Genomic DNA, 18,169 nt, shown 5'->3' with positions numbered 1-18,169 from the left:
CCCACTCAGACCGAGAAGTTACCCCGATCGAACGAGTTTGAGCATGTTCGATTGACATATGTCGGCGAATCTTCACAACCGAGTCGGCGCGGCGGCCGGGCAGCCGTTCGGTCGGCTGCCCGGCCGAGCCGTTCAGTCGACCACGAGAACGATCTTGCCCGTGGTGCGGCCGGTCTCGCCGAGCGCGTGCGCCTCGGCCGCGTCCGCCAGCGGGAAGGTCCGCGCGATCGTGGCCCGCAGCTTCCCCGACTCGACCAGACCCGCGACCTCCCGCATGTCGGCCCGGTCGGCGTCGACCAGCATGCGCACCGCCCGCACGCCCAGCCGCTCCGCCTCCTGGTAGAACTCGTCCGAGCCGATCGGCAGGATCGACACCACCACCCCGCCCGGACGCAGGACGCGCAGCGACCGCACGGACGTGTCGCCGCCGATCGTGTCCAGGACGACATCGACGTCCTTCACCACCTCGGTGAAGTCCGTCTCGCGGTAGTCCACGGTCTCGTCCGCCCCGAGGGAGCGCAGGAACTCGTGCTTGCCCGCGCTGGCGGTGCCGATCACATGGGCGCCCCGGGCCTTGGCGATCTGCACCGCCACATGGCCCACACCGCCCGCCGCCGCGTGGATCAGCACCCGCTGTCCCGGCCGGAGGTCCGCCCGCTCCACCAGGGCCTGCCACGCCGTCAGCGAGACCAGGGGGAGCGCCCCCGCCTGGACGTGGTCGATGCCGGCCGGCTTGTGGGTGAAGGTGCGCGCCTTGGCGGTCACGTACTCGGCGTGGGAGCCGTGGTCGAACGGGTAGGACAGCATGCCGAAGACCTCGTCGCCCGGCCGGAACGCGGCGACCCCGATCCCCACCTCCTCCACCACGCCCGAGACGTCCCAGCCCAGCACGAAGGGCGGCTGGCCGAGGAACCCGCGGCCGGCCCGGTGCTTCCAGTCGGTCGGGTTCACTCCGGAGGCGCGCACCCGCACCAGTACCTCGTTCGTGCGCGGCTCGGGGCGCTCGGCCGTCACCTCCTTCAGGACCTCGGGGCCGCCGAAGACGTCCTGGCTGATGGCGCGCATGGTGTTCATCGAGAACCTCGCAGTTCGGAAAAGGGATTCCAACGGCACGATCTGCAACCTCCGACGAGATCGTGTCATTCCCCCGGCCGGACGGCACCCCGGGGAGCGTGCGGCCGTGCTCCCAGGCACCCGCGCACCGCGGCCGCGAGCCCCGGCCCCGTCCTCCGCGGCACACTCCCAAGTGCCCCGGGGGGCAGGGGATTTGTCCAACCCGGGCCTTCTGTCGGGTCGTGACGGAATCCTCACTTCCGGCGGCCCGCGAAATTGATCTTTTAGCGATCACAACCGATAAGCTCCCGAAAGGCGCTGCGAGTTGACCCGATCGCGAACGAGTCGGCTGGCGGTGCGTACTCATGAGTGCGGTCCCCTTGCACATCCCCCCTGTTCGATCGTTTTGCTTCGAAGGATGCAGATGGAACTCGCCACTCCGCCACCGGCGGCGCGGCCCCCTGTCGCCTGGTACAGCTGGTGGCTGATGCCACTGGGTCTGGGCGGCGGGACGGTAGCCGCCACGTTCATGAGTTCGGAGCGAATAACCGTGGCCGTCGCCGGTGCCGCGGCGACGGCGGCCGGCGCCGTGTGCGTACGCCTCCTGCTGCGCACCCGCGCCCAGTTGCGCCGGGCCGAGGACGCGCACCGCACGGCGCGGGCCGAGAACTCCCAGCAGTGGCAGCAGCACGTGGCCGGCCTGGAACGGAAGTTCTCCGCCGAGCGTGCCGACCTGGACGCGCAGCTCACCGAGCAGGCACAGACCTACGAGGCACAGCTCGCGGAACTCTCCCGGGCCTACGAGGACCGGCTGGCCGAGCGGGCCACGACGTACGAGGCACAGCTCACCGAGCAGGCCGAGGCCTGGCAGGAGCGGCTGAGCCACCAACTGGCCGCGGTGACCCGGCTCGCCGACGACCAGTTGCCCGACGCGATGCGCAGGCTGCGCGAGGGCGACGCCATCGACGACATCCTGCCGGGCGTCGAGCAGTACGCGAAGGCCGATGCCGACCTGCGGGCCGAACTGCGCAAGGTCCTCAGAACCGCGCTGATCGGCGTCGAGGCGGAGTTCGACCGCTCGACCTCCGCCGAACAGGCCGTCATCGGCGTCGGCAACCGCATCCACGTCCTGACCAGCAAGCTCCGTGGCCGCCTGCACGAGTTGCAGGGCGAGCACGGACGGCTGCCGGCCGTCGCCCGGGGCCTGATGGAACTCGACCAGGCCATCGGCCCCGCCGACTGCCTCGCCGCCAGCATCGGCGTCCTCGGCGGCTCCGACCGGCCCGGCCGGCAGTGGCAGGAGCCGCAGCGGCTGCTCAGCGTGATGCGCGGCGGCATCGGCCGGATCAAGGACTTCCACCGGGTCCAGTTGCGCCATCTGCCCGAACTGGGCGTCGACGGCGGCCTGGTGGACCACCTCACGCTGATCTTCGCCCATCTGCTGGACAACGCCGCGCGCTACTCGCCGCCCACCGAGCCGGTGGTCGTCTCCGGCAAGGAGGTCCCCAACGGCGTCGGCATCGAGATCCAGGACTCCGGCAAGGGACTGAGCGAGGAGAAGAAGCGCGAGGCCGAACACGCCCTCGCGGGCACCTCGCCGGGACCGGGACTCGGCGGCATCTCGGAGGACGCCAACATCGGACTCCGCGTCGTCGGCGCCCTCGCCCGCCGCTACGGCATCCGCGTCACCTTCGCGGACTCGCCGTGGCTGGGCACGTCCGTCGTGGTCGTCGTACCGCACAAGTACTTCAGCCCGCTGCCCGCGGCGGCGTCCACCGCACCGGAGGGACCGCCGGCCGCCGCCTCCGACACCGCGGCGCCCGCCACGGCCACCGCCGTGCTCCCGGACGCCGGGCCCGCCGCCGACCCGGCCCCCGAGGACGACGGCACCGGGCAGACCACGCCGGGCGGTCTGCCCCGGCGCCGCGGCAGGCGCACCGAACCGGACGCCGGGCAGGCATTCGCCCCCGCCGCGTACGCCGACCGGCCCGAGGGGTCCGACCGGGCCACCGTCTCGGCCGTTCCGCCGGACGCCTCCTTCGACGGTCTCGCCGCCTTCGCCACCGCCGGACGCGAACCGGGAACCGGGACCCCCTCGGGGAGCGGCGCGGCGACCGGTGCCTCCCCGCCGGCGAAGACCGCCGACCCCCGCGACCCGACCACCGGTGGCACGCCCACCGAGCACCGCACTGAAGAGAGCGACTAGTCCCCATGACGCACCAGGGAACCGACGTGAGCTGGGCGCTCCGCGACCTTGTGGAGAGCATCCAGGAGATCCGCTTCGCCCTCGTGGCCTCCAGCGACGGCAAGGCCATCACCTCCTACGGCGCCGAAGACCCCGACGACGTGGACCGCTTCGCCGCCGTGGTGGCCGGCCTCCAGGCGCTGGCCCAGCCGGTCGCCGAGCAGTTCCCGCAGCACGCCGGGCAACTGCGGCTGGCGATGATCGAAGTGGACGGCGGACACCTCTTCGTGGTCCGCGCGGGCCTGGAGACCTATCTCGGCGTCCTCGCCCGCGAGGGCCTCGACCAGGGCCTGCTCGGCCATCAGATGCGCGACCTGGCCCGCCGGATGGGTGAACTCCTCGGCACCACCCCGCGCCAGGAGGAGCACTCTGGATGAGTGCTCCCCGCCGACCGACCGATCCGTCCGGTCTCGAGCGCTACTACGTCCTCACCGGAGGGCGCAGCGGGCCGGGCGGTTCGGCGTCCACCCTCGACGTGGCGACCCTGGTCGTCTCCCGCGCCGTCCCCTTACCGGGCATGCAGCACGAGCACGAGGAGATTCTCCGGCGCTGCCGCGAACCGCTGTCGGTGGCCGAACTGGGTGCCCACCTGCACCTGCCCTTCAACATTCTCGCGGTGCTGCTGTCCGACCTGCTCCAGGCAGGCCGCGTCGAGGCCCGCGATCCCATCCAGGCACACGACGCCGGCCGCGGGCCCGACCTCGCGCTCCTTGAGGAGGTACTCAGTGGACTTGAAAGGCTTTGACCATCCGGGGTCACCGACGGCCGGGGACACCCGCTCGGTGAAGGTGATGATCGCCGGGGGCTTCGGCACGGGCAAGACCACCATGGTCCGCTCCGTCAGCGACATCAAGCCGCTGACCACCGAGGAGACCCTCACCCAGGCCAGCGCCGACGTGGACCACCTCATCGGCGTGGCCGACAAGACGCAGACCACGGTCAGTCTGGACTTCGGCAAGATCGGCCTCAACGACACGCTGATGCTGTACCTGTTCGGCACCCCGGGCCAGGAGCGCTTCTGGTTCCTGTGGAACGGCCTGTTCAAGGGCGCGCTCGGTGCGGTCGTCCTGGTGGACACCCGGCGGCTGGCGTCCAGTTTCCGGGCGATCGAGGAGATGGAGCGGCAGAAGGTGCCCTTCGTCATCGCGCTCAACGTCTTCCCCGACTCCCGGGACTACCCGGTCGAGGAGATCCGGGACGCCCTCGACATCCCCCCGAACACGCCGGTCGTCGCCTTCGACGCCCGCGACCGCACCGCCAGCCGCGATGTGCTGGTCACCCTGATAAGACATCTCAAGGACCGCTCGGCCGCCGCCCTGGAGCCCCGATGAACGACGACCAGACCCCGTCCGCCCCCTCGGGCGGCGGCTGCCCCGTCGCCCACGGCGAGGGCGCCACCCGGCTGTACGGCCCCGAGGCGGACACCGACCCGCACCAGATCTACACGCGGCTGCGGACGGAGCACGGGTCGGTCGCACCGGTACTGCTGGAGGGGGACGTGTCCGCCTGGCTGGTGCTCGGGTACCGGGAGAACCGGCGGGTGCTGGACAACCCCCTGCAGTTCAGCCGCGACTCGCGGATCTGGCGGGACTTCAGGGAAGGCCGGGTCGAGGCGGCCTCCCCGCTGATGCAGATGGTGGGCTGGCGCCCCGACTGCGTCTCCCAGGACGGCGAACCGCACCGCAGGCTGCGCGGGGCGGTCACCGACAATCTGTACGCCGTCGCCGGCCGGGGCATCCGCCGCCACGTGACGCACTTCGCCAACCGGCAGATCGACGCGTTCGCCGGCGCGGGCCGCGCCGACCTGGTGGCCGACTTCGCCGAGTACCTGCCCATGCTGGTGCTCACCCGTGTCTTCGGACTCGCCGAACGCGAGGGGCGCAGCCTCGTCGAGTCCAGCAAGCAGGTGATCAAGGGCGGCGCGGACGCCCTCACGCACAACGAGCGCATCATGGGCATCCTCGGTGAACTCGCCGAGCGCAAGCGCACGGAGCCCGGGTCCGACTTCGCCTCCGGCCTCATCGAGCACCACTCCGGCCTCGACGAGGACGAGATCGTCAACCACCTGCGCCTGGTGCTGATCACCGCCCACACCACGACCAGCAACCTGCTGGCCCGCGCGCTGCAACTCGTCCTCACCGACACCTCCCGGCTGTCCGGCCTGGTCAGCGGGCAGCTGAACATGTCCGCGGTCGTGGAGGAGGTGATGTGGAACTCCCCGCCGCTCGCCGTGCTGCCGGGCCGGTTCGCCACCGCCGACCTGGAACTGGGCGGCTGCCCGGTCAAGGAGGGCGACCTGCTCGTACTGGGGCTCGCGGCCGGCAACCACGACCCCGAGATCCGCCCCGACAGCGCCGTCTCGGTGCAGGGCAACGCCTCGCACCTGGCCTTCAGCGCGGGCCCCCACGAGTGCCCGGGGCAGAACATCGGCCAGGGCATCATCGAGACGGCCGTCGACGTCCTGCTGCACCGCCTGCCGGGCCTGCGCCTGGCGGTGCCGCCGGCCGACCTCACCTCCACGGCCTCCACCTGGGAGTCACGACTGGACAGCCTGCCGGTGGAGTTCACCGTATAGCCCGTCGTACCGCCCTCGCCCGACCGGGAGTTCCGGTCGGGCGGTGCGCTCGTCTCACACGCTCAGCAGGTCGTCCACCGAACCGCGCCCGGCCAGTTCCGCCGTGGCCACCGGGCCCTCCTTGGCCGCCGCGTAGCGGCCGGTGGTCAGCGCCCACTCGTAGTTGCCGTTGATCCAGTGCTGGATGGCCTCCACGCCCATCCCCACCCGCGTCCGCTCGTCGCCGTCGAGACCCAGCTCGTCGCACATGTCCGGCACCCGGGACTCGACGGCGACGTACTCGTCCAGGCAGACGGTGGTCATGCGGTACGCCTCGTCGGCGGCCTCCTGCCACGAGCAGTCCCGCTCCCGGTGCAGGACGGCGATGAGGTTGTGGCCGTCGCCGCGGCGGCGCTCGCGCTCGAAGGAGTGGATGTCGTTCATGAACCCGATGGTGTCGGCGGCCAGGTCCCGCATCCGTTCCATCAGCGGATGCGCCATCGCCGCGGCCGGCACCTCGAAGCCCCGGCTGCGCTCGCCCGCGTCGATGCTGTGGTGGATGCCGACCGTACGGCGCCGGAAGGCGGCGTAGTCCTCCAGCCCGAGCGTGCCCGCCAGGCCCTGGGCGGCCAGGTCGACCTCCTCGCAGTGCGCCACCAGGAACCGGCCCCAGGAGGCGGCGAACCGCGACCTCCAGGTCAGGGACATGCCATCCGAGAGATGCGCCCAGACCTCCGCCCAGGCCAGCGTGATGGGGCACTCCACCCGCGGCGGGGTGCCCGCCGGACGCAGCGGCGTGGCGATGAGTTCCCGCGCCACCTCCGCTATGCGCTCCGCGCGGTCGGGCCGGCCGGCGTCGAACTGGTCGTCGAAGAGGAAGGCCAGCGAGAACCAGTTCATCAGGACGACCATGTCGTCCGCCGACGCGTGGGGATAGGTGCGGGCGGCGGCCTGTGCGAGGTCCCAGGACTCGTACTCCTCGAATCCGGCGCTGCTGCGCACCAGCCCCCGCTCCCGGACCCAGCGCAGATGGCGGTCACGGGCGGGGGCGAGATGCGGGCTGACCGGGGTGTCGAAGGGGAGGTCGAACCGGATGTCCTGCGGCATGTGTTTCCTTTCGGGAGACGGAACGCAGAGTCCCCCCGCCCTGCGAGCGGACGGTCACCGGACCGCCCGCACACTCGAACTGGGCTCCCCGGGACATGAGTTGAACCGCGAAGCGCTACGAGGCTGCCCCGACCCTAAATGATCTAGGCGGTGTGCGGTGGTGATCTTCGTAACTCCTCCGCAGCGGCACGGCTCGTGAAGATTCACACGTGTGGCCCGCCCCGGCCGGCGTTCACAGTGGCACCATCGACGGCAACCGATCATGACGAAGCGTCAGGAGACCCCTCGCCGATGACCCCGCAGCCCGCGCGCAGCGCCGCACAGCGCAAGCACGACACCCTGCACCGCCTGGACCACGACGAGGACGCCTGGGTGGCCACGGCGGACGGTACCTCGGGGGTGCCCCACCTCGTCCCCCTGTCCTTTCTGTGGAACGGGTCCTACCTGCTCTTCGCCACGCCCGCCGGCAGTGCCACCGGACGGAACCTGGCAGCGGGCGGCAGGGCGCGCGTCGCCGTCGGACCGACCCGCGACGTGGTGCTGGTCGAGGGCACGGTCGAGGCCGTGGAGCCCGTCGAACTTCCCGAGCAGGACGCCGAGTTGTTCGCGGCCAAGACCGGCTTCGACCCGCGCCGGCTTGCCACGCCCTACCTGTACTTCCGGGTCCTCCCACAGCGCGTCCAGGCCTGGCGCGAGGCCAACGAGATCCCCGGACGCGAGCTGATGCGCGGCGGCCGGTGGCTGCCCATCGACTGAATCGGCCGGTCCGGGACATCCGCAAGGTACGGGGCGCGGGACATCGACGCCCGCGCCCGGAACCCTTCGGAGGAGACATGGCACTGGTCAACGCGGGCGTCGTGGTGCTCGACTGCGCCGAGCCCGAGAAGCTCGCCGAGTTCTACAAGGGGCTGCTGGGCGCGGAGGAGACCGACGTGGCCGCCAACCGGATCGAGATCGAGGGCCCGCGCGGTTTCCGCCTGGCCTTCCGCCGGGACGCCAACGCCACCCCGTCGAGCTGGCCCCGCCCCGAGAACTCCCTCCAGACGCACCTGGAGTTCGTGGCGGAGGACCTCGACGAGGCCGAGCGCGCGATCGTGGGACTCGGGGGGCGCACGGTGGAGGCGAGGGACCCGGCGGGCCCGCACGAGGAGCGCGGCTTCTGCGACCCGGCGGGCCACTCCTTCACCCTGCGCCGGTCCGCCGTGCCGACGGCGCCCAAGCAGGGATAGGGGGTGCCGGCGGCGGGGGAGGGGGCGCCGTCCGGGTGCGGGTCAGTCCCGCCCGCCCTTCTCGCCGACCGGCCACACACCGGTCGAGCGCTCGATGGCCTTGGCGCCGGTGCGGTCCACGGCGCTGCGCACGGCGGCGAAGATGGCGCCCTGGACCGCGGCGGCCAGCAGGATCTCTCCCCAGCCGCGGTCCGGGTCGAGCGCGTCGGGCGCGTCGTCCTCGTGCCGCAGCAGCTTCCACGTCCGCCGGAACGCCAGCCCGGCCAGCGTGCCGCCCAGCCAGCCCAGCGCGAAGCCGACGGGCTTGTAGGCGAGCGGGAGCTTCTTCTTCTTCTTCCTGGCCACGTGCATCTCCTTGCTTGGTGTGCGGTAGCGGTCGTACGCCGTGCGCCGAGGTGACCGGGGTCAGGGCCTGCCCCGCACGGGTACCTCCTCCTCGGCGCGGACCGGTCCGGGCGGTGTCCCGTCGCCGAACGGCCGGCCGCCCAGCTCCTCCCGGTGATGGGGAGTGAGCCAGCCGGACAGGTCCGGGCCCAGGGGCACGATGCCGGTCGGGTTGATACCGGTGTGCACCTGGTAGTAGTGCCGTTTGATGTGGTCGAAGTCGACGGTGTCCCCGAACCCGGGCGTCTGGAACAGGTCGCGGACGTACCCCCACAGCACCGGGTTCTCCGTCAGCTTCCAGAGGTTGCACTTGAAGTGACCGTGGTAGACGGAGTCGAACCTGACCAGCGTCGTGAACAGCCGGATGTCCGCCTCCGTGATCGTGTCGCCGACCAGGTAGCGCTGCCGTTCCAGCCGGGGCGTCAACCACTCCAGGCGCCGGAACACGCCGGCGCACGCGGCCTCGTACTCCTTCTGGCCGGTCGCGAAGCCCGCCCGGTACACGCCGTTGTTGACGTCCTCGTAGACGCCCGCCATCATCTCGTCGATCTCGTCGCGCAGGGAGTGCGGATACAGGTCGGGCGCGCCCGGCCGGTGCAGGGACGTCCACTCGGTCGCGAAATCCAGGGTGATCTGCTGATAGTCGTTGGTGACCAGCTTCCCGCTGGGCACGTCCACGACCGCGGGCACGCTCACCCCGCCCGGGTAGCCGCTCTCCCGCCGGTCGTAGGCCTCGCTGAGGTAGCGGATGCCGAGGACCGGGTCACGGCCGTCCGGGTCCAGGGTGAACCGCCAGCTGCGGTCGTCCTGGATGGGGTCGGTGACCGCCAGCGACAGGGCGTCCTCAAGACCGAGCAGCCGCCGCGAGACCAGGGCCCGGCTCGCCCACGGACAGGCACGGCTCACCACCAGCCGGTAGCGGCCGGGCTCCACCGGCCAGCCGTCCCGGCCGTCCGCCGTGATCCGGTCCGCGAAGTGGCTCCGCGACCGCTTGAACGCCTTCTTCCCGTAGCCGCTGTTGCCGGGCGTCCCGTCGTCGCCGTTCATGAGCCCGCCTTCCCGCCGTTCGAATGTCCTCGTAGAGGCGTTCCCCGTTTTCCGCTCCCGGCACTGGTGAGCCACCCACAAGGCGGGTACGGGCCACATCGGCGTCGCCGGGCCGGGACGGGGCGGGAGAAGGCGGAAGGCCCCGCCGCGACGGGGGAACGCGGCGGGGCCCGAGCCACGCGTTCCCGGCCGGCGCGCGAACATGCGCGCCGGTCCGGGAAATTCTCGCGTACGCCGATCCGGTGGGCCTGCGCCCGCCCGGGTCAGCTCCCGTCGGCCGGTTCCAGGACGAACACCGGGATCTCCCGGTCCGTCTTCTTCTGGTAGTCGGCGTACGGCGGAAACGCCGCGACGGCACGCTCCCACCACTCGGCCTTCTCCGCACCGGTGACCTCACGGGCCGTCAGATCCTGCTTCACCGGACCGTCCTGCAACTCCACATGGGGATCGGCCTTGATGTTGTGATACCAGACCGGGTGCTCGGGGGCCCCGCCCTTGGAGGCGACCACGGCGTAACGGCCGTCGTGCGCGACGCGCATCAGCGGCGTCTTGCGGAGCTTGCCGCTGCGCGCGCCCCGGGTGGTCAGCACGATCACGGGCAGGCCCGTGTCCTGCAAGGTCGTGCCCTTGGTGCCGCCCGAGCCCTCATACAGCTCGACCTGTTCGCGCACCCACTGCTCCGGGCTGGGTTCGTACTCGCCTTTGAGAGGCATGTGTGCATCCGTCCATCGTCGTGTCGTACGGCTGACCGCACCGCGGTGCAACACCGACCGGTGCGGATTCCATCCCTACCCCATCCGGCCCGTGAATCCCGGCGGCCGCGCGGACACCGGGACCGGGCGGACCCGGCCGACGGCCGGGACGGCGCGGGTCCGGCGAGATCCGGCAGACCGCGGCCCCCACCGGGCCGCCCTATCGCGCCACATCCGCCGTGCGCGGGCCGCGCCGGACCGGCCCCGTCGGCTCTCGTGGGGCGATACCCGGCCACTTGACCCCCGCCACCGATCTGGCCGAACTCGGTGTCGTCATATGGATGCCCGAGGCATCTAATGAAGATCGGCACGCCGCACCCTTCGTCTGCGAGGTCTTCCATGACGGACACGGACACGGACACCGACCCTGACACGACGCGACTGCTCGCCTTCCCGCAGGACCGGACCTGCCCCTACCGCCCGCCCGCCGCCTACGACCCGCTGCGCGCCGCCCGGTCGCTGACCCGGGTCACCCTCTTCGACGGCCGCCCGGTCTGGCTGGTGACCGGACACGCCACCGCCCGCCGACTGCTGACCGACCAGCGGTTGTCGACCGACCGCACCCGCGACGGCTTCCCCGCCACCTCGGCGCGCCTCGCCGCGGTCCGCGGCCGCACGACCGCCCTGCTCGGCGTCGACGACCCCGAGCACCGCACCCAGCGCAGGATGGTGCTCCCCGAGTTCACCCTCAAACGCGCCGCCGCCCTGCGCCCGCGCATCCAGCGGATCGTCGACGAACGGCTCGACGCGATGATCGCGCAGGGCCCGCCCGCCGAACTGGTGTCGGCCTTCGCGCTGCCCGTGCCCTCGATGGTGATCTGCGCCCTGCTCGGCGTCCCCTACGCCGACCACGAGTTCTTCGAGGAACAGTCCCGCCGGCTGCTGCGCGGTCCCGAGCCCGCCGACACCCGGCTGGCCCGGGACCGGCTGGAGGCGTATCTCGGGGAGCTGATCGACCGCAAGGAGCGGGCTCCCGGCGAGGGCCTGCTGGACGACCTGGTCCGGCGTCAGCAGAGCGAGGGAGCCGTCGACCGCGAGCAGTTGGTCGCACTGGCGGTCATCCTGCTGATCGCGGGCCACGAGACGACCGCCAACATGATCTCGCTGGGCACCTTCACCCTCCTGGCCAATCCCCGGCGGCTGGCCGAGCTGCGCGAGGACCCCGCGCTGCTGCCCGGCGCGGTCGAGGAGCTGATGCGCCTGCTGTCGATCGCCGACGCGCTGATGCGGCTGGCGACCGAGGACATCGAGGTGGACGGGCAGGTCATCCGGGCCGGCGACGGGGTCGTCTTCTCGACCTCCGTCATCAACCGCGACGAGACGGTCTACCCCGAGCCGGACGCCCTCGACTGGCACCGCCCGGCCCGCCACCACGTCGCCTTCGGGTTCGGCATCCACCAGTGCCTCGGCCAGAACCTGGCCCGCGCCGAGCTGGAGATCGCCCTGCGCACCCTCTTCGACAGGCTGCCCGCGCTGCGTCTGGCCGTCCCGGCGCAGGAGATCCCCTTCAAACCCGGCGACACGATCCAGGGGATGCTGGAACTCCCCGTGACCTGGTAAGGGGGTGCCGGACATGCGCATCGGCATCGACAAGGACACCTGCATCGGCGCGGGCCAGTGCGCCCTGACCGCCCCGGAGGTGTTCACCCAGGACGACGACGGCTACAGCACACTGTGGCCCGGCCGCGAGGACGGCGGCGGCAGCCCTCTGGTACGGGAGGCGGCCCGAGCCTGCCCCGTCGGCGCCATCACGGTGTCCGAGCGAGTGTCCTGACACCGGCCCCCGCGGAGCCGTTCAGTAGGGTTCCGGGGTGAGCGAACAGCCCCGGAACGCCGCGCGCCCCTTCCTCTACGTCGTCGTCTGCGCCGCCGGTGTGGCCTCGGGCGTCGGCACGCTGATCAGCGCCGCGCGGGAACGGGGCTGGGAGGTCGGTGTCCTCGCGACCCCGGTCGCCATGGACGGCTTCTTCGACACGGCCGCGGTCGAGGCGCGGACCGGCCGCCCCATCCGGTCCGCCTGGCGCCGCCCCGGCGCTCCGCGGCCCTTCCCCGCGCCGGACGCCGTCGTGGTCGCGCCCGCCACCTTCAACACGGTCAACAAATGGGCCGCGGGCCTGGCCGACACCCTCGCCGTGGCCACTCTGTGCGAGGCCTGCGGCCTCGGCGTGCCCGTCGCCGTCCTGCCGTGCGTGTCCGGCGCCCTCGCCTCCCACCCCGCCTACCGGGAGAGCCTGACACGGCTGCGCGCGATGGGCGTGCGCTTCGGCGACCCGTGCGCCGGTGAGCCGGCCGAGGACGGCGGACGCCCGGAGTTCCGCTGGGAGCGGGCCCTGGACCTGCTCGAACAGGGCTGACCCGCCCCGGGTTCGAGCCCACGCGAAGACGTACGCTCCCAGGGACGGTGACGATCCCGAAGACAGGAGCAGGAACGATGGAGTACGTGAAGCTCGGTTCGACGGGCCTGGACGTTCTCGCGGATCTGCCTGGGCTGCATGACCTACGGCGTTCCCGACCGCGGCACCCACGAGTGGACCCTCGACGAGGAGGCCTCGCGTCCGCTGATCCGGCAGGCGCTGGAGGCCGGCATCACCTTCTTCGACACGGCCAATGTCTACTCCGACGGCACCAGCGAGGAGATCGTCGGCAGGGCGCTGCGCGACTTCGCCAGGCGCGACGACATCGTGCTGGCGACCAAGGTGAACGGCCGGATGCGGCCAGGACCCAACGGCGCGGGACTGTCCCGCAAGGCGATCATGACCGAGATCGACCACAGCCTCGCGCGCCTGGGCACCGACTACGTCGACCTCTACCAGATCCACCGCTACGACCCGCACACCCCGGTCGAGGAGACGATGGAGGCCCTGCACGACCTGGTGAAGGCGGGCAAGGTCCGCTACATCGGGGCCAGTTCGATGTACGCCTGGCAGTTCTCCAAGGCCCAGTACACCGCCGAGCGGCACGGCTGGACCACATTCGTGTCCATGCAGAACCACTACAACCTCCTCTACCGCGAGGAGGAGCGCGAGATGCTGCCCCTCTGCGCGGACCAGGGCGTCGGCGTGCTGCCGTGGAGCCCGCTGGCCCGCGGCAGGCTCGCCCGCGACTGGGACACCGCCACCGAGCGCAGCGCCAACGACAACTTCGGCAGCACCCTCTACCGGGAGGGCGACCGCGCCGTGGTCGAGGCCGTCACCCGCATCGCGGGCGACCGCGGCGTCCCCCGCGCCCGGGTGGCGCTGGCCTGGCTGCTGCACCACGACCTGGTGAGCGCGCCGATCGTCGGCGCGTCGAAGCCCCGCCACATCGAGGACGCCGTGGCGGCGCTCGAACTGACGCTCACCGAGAAGGAGATCGAGGAGCTTGAGCGGCCCTACGCCCCGCACCCCGTCGCCGGGCACTGATCCGGGACGCGACTCCTCACGGGGCCGTGCCCGGTTCCAGGGCGGAGACGGACACCGACGACGCGTTGCCGCCCACCGGGACCTCACCGGCCTTCCAGGTCACCTTGAGCGGCTCGCGCTCGTCCGGCGGGGTGACGAGCAGCGCCGCCGGGGTGGCGGTGCGGGCGCCGCTGATCTCCGGGCTGGAGAACGACAGCCCGGCCCACGAACTCTTCCCCGGGGTCAGCGTGACCGTCTCCGGTGAGCCGGGCGCGCGTTCGGGGTCCGGGCCCAGTTGCCTGCCGGACGCGTCCACGAAGGCGGCGCCCGGATAGCCGTGCAGCGTGCAGGTGCGCTCGGAGGTGTTGGTCAGGACGACCGGGAAGTTGCGCTGTCCGGCCCCCGGGTCGAGGCGGCCGACGGAGGCGCGCAACTCCGAGGTGTGGCAACGGCCGTCGTTGCGGGCGGACGCGGAGGCGGATCCGGCGGTGTCACTGGGCGCGGCGCCGACCGCCGGCGCGTCGGCGGTCGCGGTACCGGCGCCGCTGTCGGCCTCCGGACCGGTCGTGCTCGTCGTGCTCGCGGCCCCGGCGGGCGTCTGCGGGGCACTCGACGCGCCGCTCTCGCTGCCGCAGGCGGCCACCAGGCCGAGGAGCGCGACCGCGCTCGTCAGCAGGGCGGTTCGGCGTACCGGTGGGGACGTGTTCGCCATCGCTTTTCCACCACTCCCGTCAAAGTTCTCGCGTACGGCCCGCGATGCGGCGGCACCGTACGCCCAGTGTTGCCGGGTGTCCCGTCGTGGGGCCAGGAAACGGGGGAGGATTCACTCCTCGTCGAGCAGCCCCAGCTCCGCCCAGATCGTCTTGCCCTCGGCGGTGTGCCTGCTGCCCCAGCGCTGGGTGAGCTGGGCCACCAGCAGCAGACCGCGCCCTCCCTCGTCCCAGGTCCGGGCCCGGCGCAGATGCGGCGCGGTGTGGCTGGTGTCGGCGACCTCGCAGATCAGGGTGGACGTGTCGTGGATCAGCCGCAGCCGGATCGGCGGGGAGCCGTACCTGATGGCGTTGGTGACCAGCTCGCTCACCACCAGTTCGGCGGTGAAGGACGCGTCCGTCAGGCCCCAGGCGGACAGTTGGTCCAGGGCCTGCTTGCGCACGGGGGCCACCAGCGACGGGTCGGCGGGAATGTCCCAGGTGGCGACCTGTCCGGCGGGCAGGCCCCGGGTACGGGCCAGCAGCAGCGCCACGTCGTCGGCCGTGCTGCCCGAGGGAAGGACGGTGCGCAGCACGCGGTCGCAGGCGGCGTCCAGCGAGTCGGCGGGGTCCGCCAGCGCCTCGCGCAGCAACGCCTGGCCGGTGTCGGCGTCCTGGTCCCGGCTCTCGACCAGCCCGTCGGTGTACAGCGCCAGCACGCTGCCCTCGCGCAGTTCGAGTTCGACCGACTCGAAGGGCAGCCCGCCCACGCCAAGGGGCGGACCCGAGGGCAGCTCGATCTGCCGGGGCGGTTCGTCCGGCGCGGCCAGGACGGGCGCCGGATGCCCGGCGCGGGCCAGCGCGCAGCGCCGCGAGACCGGGTCGTACACCGCGTACAGGCAACTGGCGCCGACCTCGCCCGTGCTCTCGTCGCCCGACTCCTCGGACAGCCGGACCACCAGGTCGTCGAGGTGGGTGAGCAGTTCCTCGGGGGCCAGGTCGATGTCGGCGAGGGTGCGGACGGCGGTGCGCAGCCGGCCCATGGTGGCCGAGGCCTGGATGCCGTGCCCGACGACGTCCCCGACGACCATGGCGACCCGCATCCCGGACAGCGGGATGACGTTCGAACCAGTCGCCGCCGATCCCCGAGCGGGCGGCCGGGAGATAGCGGGAGGCCGCCTCCACCGCGGCGGTGGGCGGCAGCCACCGGGGGAGCAGGCTGCGCTGGAGGGTCAGGGTGGCCTCGCGCTCGCGGGAGTAGCGGCGGGCGTTGTCGATGCAGACGGCGGCGCGGGCGGTGACCTCCTCGGCCAGCAGCACGTCGTCGTGCGTGAAGGGGCGCGGGTGCCGGAACCGGGTGAAGACGGCGACGCCGAGGGTGGTGCCGCGGGCCTGGAGCGGAACCGACATCGTGGAGTGGATGCCGTACTGCTTGACCAGTCCGAGGCGGACGGGGTCCCATTCCAGCCGGCGTTGCAGGTCGCCGGAGGCCGTCGCGGCCACGATCGCACGCCCCGAGATCAGACACTCGGCCTGGGGCGAGCCGGCCGGGTAGACGTCCAGTTGCCCGATCTCGGTCACCGCCTCCTGGGTGTGCGGGGCGACCGACCGGTGGGCCGTCCTGCGCAGGGCGACCGGCGGTTCGAGCACGGTGGCGGGCTCACCGCCGTGCTCCAGGGGGTCCAGCAGGTCGACGCTCACGAAGTCGGCGAGCGCGGGAACGCACACGTCCGCAAGCTCCTGAGCCGTACGGGTGACGTTGAGTGTGCTGCCGACGCGCACGCTGGCCTCGTTGACCAGCTGCAGCCGCTCCTGGGCGAGGTACTGCTCCGTGAGGTCGTGGGCGCTCACGCACACGCCGCCCACCCGGCCGTCGGCGTCGACGAGCGGTGCGATACGGGCGTTCCACGCGTGGGCGCGGCTCTCGCCCACGGTTCTGAGGCGGGTCCGCGTGTCGTACCGGCGGCCGGAGGCCAGGACGCGCCGCATGTCCCGTTCGAGGTCCGCGTTGTGCGGCCGGTCGTTGATGTCGCTGAGGCGCAGACCGCGCAGACGCTCGGGCGGGAGTTCGAGCAACTCGGCCATGGCGTCGTTGACCCCGCGCACCAGGAGCCGGTCGTCGAAGATGATCGTGGCGCACGGGGACTGGCTGAGGGCCGCCCTGACCAGTGGGTCGTGGCGCGGGTCGGGACCGTGCTCCAGCGGGGCGGCGGCGAACCACGTGCCCGGGGCGCCGTTCGCCGACGCCCTGCGGTGCGCGAGCAACCACACCGACACGGTGTGCCCGTCGCGGTGGCGCAGCGCCAGGGTGCCGCTCCACCGTTCGGCGTCGGTACCGGGAGGACCGGGGAGGACGCGCTGTCGCCCCAGTCGGCCAGCAGGCCGGCGGCGGGGCGCCCCACGACATCCGCCGCCGGGTGCCCCAGCAGCCTGCGGGCGCCTTCGTTCCACTCCCGCAAGGTGCCGGAGTCGTCGACGACGACGCGGGCCGTGGCGGCATCGTCGAACGGGTTGACCGGACTCATCGTCGCCACTCCATTGCGCACACTCACAGTGAACAGCGCGTCACCTGGGTCCCAGCCTAATGCGTCCGGGCTTCGCGTGGACCCGAACCGACCCGGCCCGCGGGCCCGCCGCGGCGGACCGGCGCCGACCGCCCGGCCGCCGGCCGTCGCGGTACCGCCGGGTCACGGTTGTGAGCTGCGGAAATTTACGGGTCAGTACCCGAGCGGTACCGTGAGGGCATGCCAGCTCTGAACGTGGAGTTCAGCGACCGCGAGATCGAGGATCTCAGGGAGATCGCCAAGGAACGCGGCACGTCGATGAAGGCGCTCGTGCGGGAGGCCGCCGCCGCCGACATCGCCAGGCACCGGGCGCTCCAGGAGGGGGCGGAGGCGTTCCGCCGGTTCTTCTCCTCCCACGCCGACGAGTTCGCGGCCGCCTTTCCCGACGACGAACCACCGCCCGTCAGGGGCGAGGGGCGGGTCGCCTGACCCATGGCACCGGCCCTGCGCATCGACGTGCCCTGGCTGCTCCAGCGCCACGAGGAAGTGCTGCCGGAGCAGCCCACCATCAACGACTTCTCCGCGCTGGTCGCCGCCGTCGCCCGGCACCGCGTCGACCCGCCCCGCCTCGGGGTGGACTCCGACCCGGCCTGGCGGGCCGCCGCCCTGCTGCACACGCTCACCGTGCTCAAGCCGCTGCCCTCGGCCAACGCCCGCTTCGCCTGCGCGACGGCCGTCGCCTACATGTTCGCCAGCGACGTCGGCATCGACCCGCCCTACGGCGCCCTGGTCGACCTCGCACGTGACCTGATGTCCGGCAAGACCGATGTCTACGGCGCGGCCGACCGGTTGCGGTCCTGGCAGATCTGAGGCCGGACGCGGGCGCCGGAGGGCGTGTTCGGGGGCGCCGGCGCGGGCCGTGATTCACACAAGGCGTGTGGAGAAAGTGAAAAGCCGCTGTGAGCCCCGTGAGTTGCCGCGAAATCTGACCTTCTTTCAAACGGGGGCCGAGGTTGCCCGCTCGCCTTGTTGACCATGAGTGGTTTGTGCGAGAGTGAAGCACCCGTGCGGGGAGTAAAGGCCGGGTCTCGCACGCGCCTTCATGAGCCAGGTCCGATTTCGCCATGGCGAATTCACGCTCCCCACACCGCGCCCAAGAGGTACACACCAATCCGTGGTTCCTTTTCGGCGACCGGAACTTCTGAGCCACATGCGCGTGGGAAGG

General features: G+C 72.1%; 18 protein-coding genes and 2 pseudogenes. 13 read left to right on the top strand and 7 right to left on the bottom strand.

The genetic code is table 11. From position 1 onward, the window contains the following. Positions 1 to 132: 132 nt before the first annotated feature. Positions 133 to 1,074, bottom strand: coding sequence for an NADP-dependent oxidoreductase (locus AC4IHM_RS01845; RefSeq protein WP_490865317.1), 942 nt, complete (start codon positions 1,072 to 1,074; stop codon positions 133 to 135). 403 nt (positions 1,075 to 1,477) lie between these two features. Here AC4IHM_RS01845 and AC4IHM_RS01840 point away from each other — a divergent pair, with 403 nt between their 5' ends. Genes AC4IHM_RS01840 through AC4IHM_RS01820 form a run of 5 tightly spaced genes read left to right on the top strand, consistent with a single transcriptional unit; the run spans position 1,478 to position 5,873 of the window. Next, positions 1,478 to 3,259 (top strand): sensor histidine kinase, encoded by a 1,782-nt coding sequence (locus tag AC4IHM_RS01840; RefSeq protein WP_490865316.1) that lies wholly within the window; start codon positions 1,478 to 1,480, stop codon positions 3,257 to 3,259. A 5-nt stretch (positions 3,260 to 3,264) separates the two neighbouring features. After that, a complete protein-coding gene (locus tag AC4IHM_RS01835) occupies positions 3,265 to 3,675 on the top strand; it encodes a roadblock/LC7 domain-containing protein (RefSeq protein WP_019327713.1) in 411 nt (136 codons plus the stop codon). Further along, positions 3,672 to 4,043 (top strand): DUF742 domain-containing protein, encoded by a 372-nt coding sequence (locus AC4IHM_RS01830; protein ID WP_490865315.1) that lies wholly within the window; start codon positions 3,672 to 3,674, stop codon positions 4,041 to 4,043. The genes AC4IHM_RS01835 and AC4IHM_RS01830 overlap by 4 nt, the downstream gene beginning before the upstream one ends. Further along, positions 4,024 to 4,629, top strand: a complete 606-nt coding sequence (locus tag AC4IHM_RS01825; protein WP_490865314.1) for a GTP-binding protein — start codon at positions 4,024 to 4,026, stop codon at positions 4,627 to 4,629. Before AC4IHM_RS01830 ends, AC4IHM_RS01825 begins: the two co-directional genes overlap by 20 nt. Continuing rightward, positions 4,626 to 5,873 (top strand): cytochrome P450, encoded by a 1,248-nt coding sequence (locus tag AC4IHM_RS01820; RefSeq protein ID WP_490865313.1) that lies wholly within the window; start codon positions 4,626 to 4,628, stop codon positions 5,871 to 5,873. The genes AC4IHM_RS01825 and AC4IHM_RS01820 overlap by 4 nt, the downstream gene beginning before the upstream one ends. A gap of 54 nt (positions 5,874 to 5,927) precedes the next feature. On the opposite strand, the gene AC4IHM_RS01815 is transcribed toward AC4IHM_RS01820, so the two are convergent. After that, positions 5,928 to 6,959, bottom strand: coding sequence for a 7-epi-alpha-eudesmol synthase (locus tag AC4IHM_RS01815; protein WP_490865312.1), 1,032 nt, complete (start codon positions 6,957 to 6,959; stop codon positions 5,928 to 5,930). Between the two features lie 291 nt (positions 6,960 to 7,250). Here AC4IHM_RS01815 and AC4IHM_RS01810 point away from each other — a divergent pair, with 291 nt between their 5' ends. Together AC4IHM_RS01810 and AC4IHM_RS01805 are read left to right on the top strand one after the other, a co-directional pair. After that, positions 7,251 to 7,715, top strand: coding sequence for a pyridoxamine 5'-phosphate oxidase family protein (locus tag AC4IHM_RS01810; protein ID WP_490865311.1), 465 nt, complete (start codon positions 7,251 to 7,253; stop codon positions 7,713 to 7,715). A 77-nt stretch (positions 7,716 to 7,792) separates the two neighbouring features. Beyond that, entirely contained in the window at positions 7,793 to 8,188 is a 396-nt protein-coding gene (locus AC4IHM_RS01805; RefSeq protein WP_490865310.1) for a VOC family protein, read from the top strand. Positions 8,189 to 8,230: 42 nt separating this feature from the next. On the opposite strand, the gene AC4IHM_RS01800 is transcribed toward AC4IHM_RS01805, so the two are convergent. The 3 genes from AC4IHM_RS01800 to AC4IHM_RS01790 all read right to left on the bottom strand — a co-directional run bounded on the left by AC4IHM_RS01800 (position 8,231) and on the right by AC4IHM_RS01790 (position 10,332). Continuing rightward, on the bottom strand, positions 8,231 to 8,539 hold the full coding sequence (locus AC4IHM_RS01800) for a DUF4235 domain-containing protein (protein ID WP_490865309.1): 309 nt from the start codon (positions 8,537 to 8,539) through the stop codon (positions 8,231 to 8,233). A gap of 54 nt (positions 8,540 to 8,593) precedes the next feature. After that, positions 8,594 to 9,619 carry a glutathione S-transferase family protein gene (locus AC4IHM_RS01795; protein ID WP_490865308.1) on the bottom strand — a complete coding sequence of 342 codons (1,026 nt, stop codon included), beginning with the start codon at positions 9,617 to 9,619 and terminating at the stop codon, positions 8,594 to 8,596. Positions 9,620 to 9,882: 263 nt separating this feature from the next. After that, complete coding sequence (locus tag AC4IHM_RS01790; protein ID WP_490865307.1) at positions 9,883 to 10,332, bottom strand: nitroreductase family deazaflavin-dependent oxidoreductase; 450 nt, start codon at positions 10,330 to 10,332, stop codon at positions 9,883 to 9,885. 378 nt (positions 10,333 to 10,710) lie between these two features. On the opposite strand from AC4IHM_RS01790, the gene AC4IHM_RS01785 reads away from it, so the two are divergent. The 4 genes and pseudogenes from AC4IHM_RS01785 (at position 10,711) to AC4IHM_RS01770 (ending at position 13,772) form a co-directional block, all read left to right on the top strand. Continuing rightward, complete coding sequence (locus AC4IHM_RS01785) at positions 10,711 to 11,931, top strand: cytochrome P450 (protein ID WP_490865306.1); 1,221 nt, start codon at positions 10,711 to 10,713, stop codon at positions 11,929 to 11,931. 13 nt (positions 11,932 to 11,944) lie between these two features. Then, positions 11,945 to 12,145, top strand: coding sequence for a ferredoxin (locus AC4IHM_RS01780; protein ID WP_490865305.1), 201 nt, complete (start codon positions 11,945 to 11,947; stop codon positions 12,143 to 12,145). A 37-nt stretch (positions 12,146 to 12,182) separates the two neighbouring features. Continuing rightward, positions 12,183 to 12,725, top strand: a complete 543-nt coding sequence (locus AC4IHM_RS01775) for a flavoprotein (protein ID WP_490865304.1) — start codon at positions 12,183 to 12,185, stop codon at positions 12,723 to 12,725. Positions 12,726 to 12,802: 77 nt separating this feature from the next. Next, a pseudogene (locus tag AC4IHM_RS01770) lies at positions 12,803 to 13,772 on the top strand (aldo/keto reductase). Between the two features lie 16 nt (positions 13,773 to 13,788). Here AC4IHM_RS01770 and AC4IHM_RS01765 read toward each other — a convergent pair. After that, positions 13,789 to 14,463: a DUF4232 domain-containing protein gene (locus AC4IHM_RS01765; protein WP_490865303.1), complete on the bottom strand. Its 675-nt coding sequence runs from the start codon at positions 14,461 to 14,463 to the stop codon at positions 13,789 to 13,791. 111 nt (positions 14,464 to 14,574) lie between these two features. Next, a pseudogene (locus AC4IHM_RS01760) lies at positions 14,575 to 16,965 on the bottom strand (SpoIIE family protein phosphatase). A 219-nt stretch (positions 16,966 to 17,184) separates the two neighbouring features. Here AC4IHM_RS01760 and AC4IHM_RS01755 point away from each other — a divergent pair. Together AC4IHM_RS01755 and AC4IHM_RS01750 are read left to right on the top strand one after the other, a co-directional pair. After that, positions 17,185 to 17,433 carry a hypothetical protein gene (locus tag AC4IHM_RS01755; protein WP_490865302.1) on the top strand — a complete coding sequence of 83 codons (249 nt, stop codon included), beginning with the start codon at positions 17,185 to 17,187 and terminating at the stop codon, positions 17,431 to 17,433. Between the two features lie 3 nt (positions 17,434 to 17,436). Continuing rightward, positions 17,437 to 17,814: a toxin Doc gene (locus tag AC4IHM_RS01750; RefSeq protein WP_490865301.1), complete on the top strand. Its 378-nt coding sequence runs from the start codon at positions 17,437 to 17,439 to the stop codon at positions 17,812 to 17,814. Positions 17,815 to 18,169 lie beyond the last annotated feature (355 nt).

This window comes from Streptomyces sp. SL06 (assembly GCF_058244745.1).
This window is presented reverse-complemented; position numbering and strand designations above follow the sequence as displayed.

Bases quoted from the DNA above. Each gene is read 5' to 3' on its own strand.
- AC4IHM_RS01845 (WP_490865317.1), bottom strand. From the start codon at position 1,074: ATGAACACCATGCGCGCCATCAGCCAGGACGTCTTCGGCGGCCCCGAG.
- AC4IHM_RS01840 (WP_490865316.1), top strand. From the start codon at position 1,478: ATGGAACTCGCCACTCCGCCACCGGCGGCGCGGCCCCCTGTCGCCTGG.
- AC4IHM_RS01835 (WP_019327713.1), top strand. From the start codon at position 3,265: ATGACGCACCAGGGAACCGACGTGAGCTGGGCGCTCCGCGACCTTGTG.
- AC4IHM_RS01830 (WP_490865315.1), top strand. From the start codon at position 3,672: ATGAGTGCTCCCCGCCGACCGACCGATCCGTCCGGTCTCGAGCGCTAC.
- AC4IHM_RS01820 (WP_490865313.1), top strand. From the start codon at position 4,626: ATGAACGACGACCAGACCCCGTCCGCCCCCTCGGGCGGCGGCTGCCCC.
- AC4IHM_RS01815 (WP_490865312.1), bottom strand. From the start codon at position 6,959: ATGCCGCAGGACATCCGGTTCGACCTCCCCTTCGACACCCCGGTCAGC.
- AC4IHM_RS01810 (WP_490865311.1), top strand. From the start codon at position 7,251: ATGACCCCGCAGCCCGCGCGCAGCGCCGCACAGCGCAAGCACGACACC.
- AC4IHM_RS01805 (WP_490865310.1), top strand. From the start codon at position 7,793: ATGGCACTGGTCAACGCGGGCGTCGTGGTGCTCGACTGCGCCGAGCCC.
- AC4IHM_RS01800 (WP_490865309.1), bottom strand. From the start codon at position 8,539: ATGCACGTGGCCAGGAAGAAGAAGAAGAAGCTCCCGCTCGCCTACAAG.
- AC4IHM_RS01795 (WP_490865308.1), bottom strand. From the start codon at position 9,619: ATGAACGGCGACGACGGGACGCCCGGCAACAGCGGCTACGGGAAGAAG.
- AC4IHM_RS01790 (WP_490865307.1), bottom strand. From the start codon at position 10,332: ATGCCTCTCAAAGGCGAGTACGAACCCAGCCCGGAGCAGTGGGTGCGC.
- AC4IHM_RS01785 (WP_490865306.1), top strand. From the start codon at position 10,711: ATGACGGACACGGACACGGACACCGACCCTGACACGACGCGACTGCTC.
- AC4IHM_RS01780 (WP_490865305.1), top strand. From the start codon at position 11,945: ATGCGCATCGGCATCGACAAGGACACCTGCATCGGCGCGGGCCAGTGC.
- AC4IHM_RS01765 (WP_490865303.1), bottom strand. From the start codon at position 14,463: ATGGCGAACACGTCCCCACCGGTACGCCGAACCGCCCTGCTGACGAGC.
- AC4IHM_RS01755 (WP_490865302.1), top strand. From the start codon at position 17,185: ATGCCAGCTCTGAACGTGGAGTTCAGCGACCGCGAGATCGAGGATCTC.
- AC4IHM_RS01750 (WP_490865301.1), top strand. From the start codon at position 17,437: ATGGCACCGGCCCTGCGCATCGACGTGCCCTGGCTGCTCCAGCGCCAC.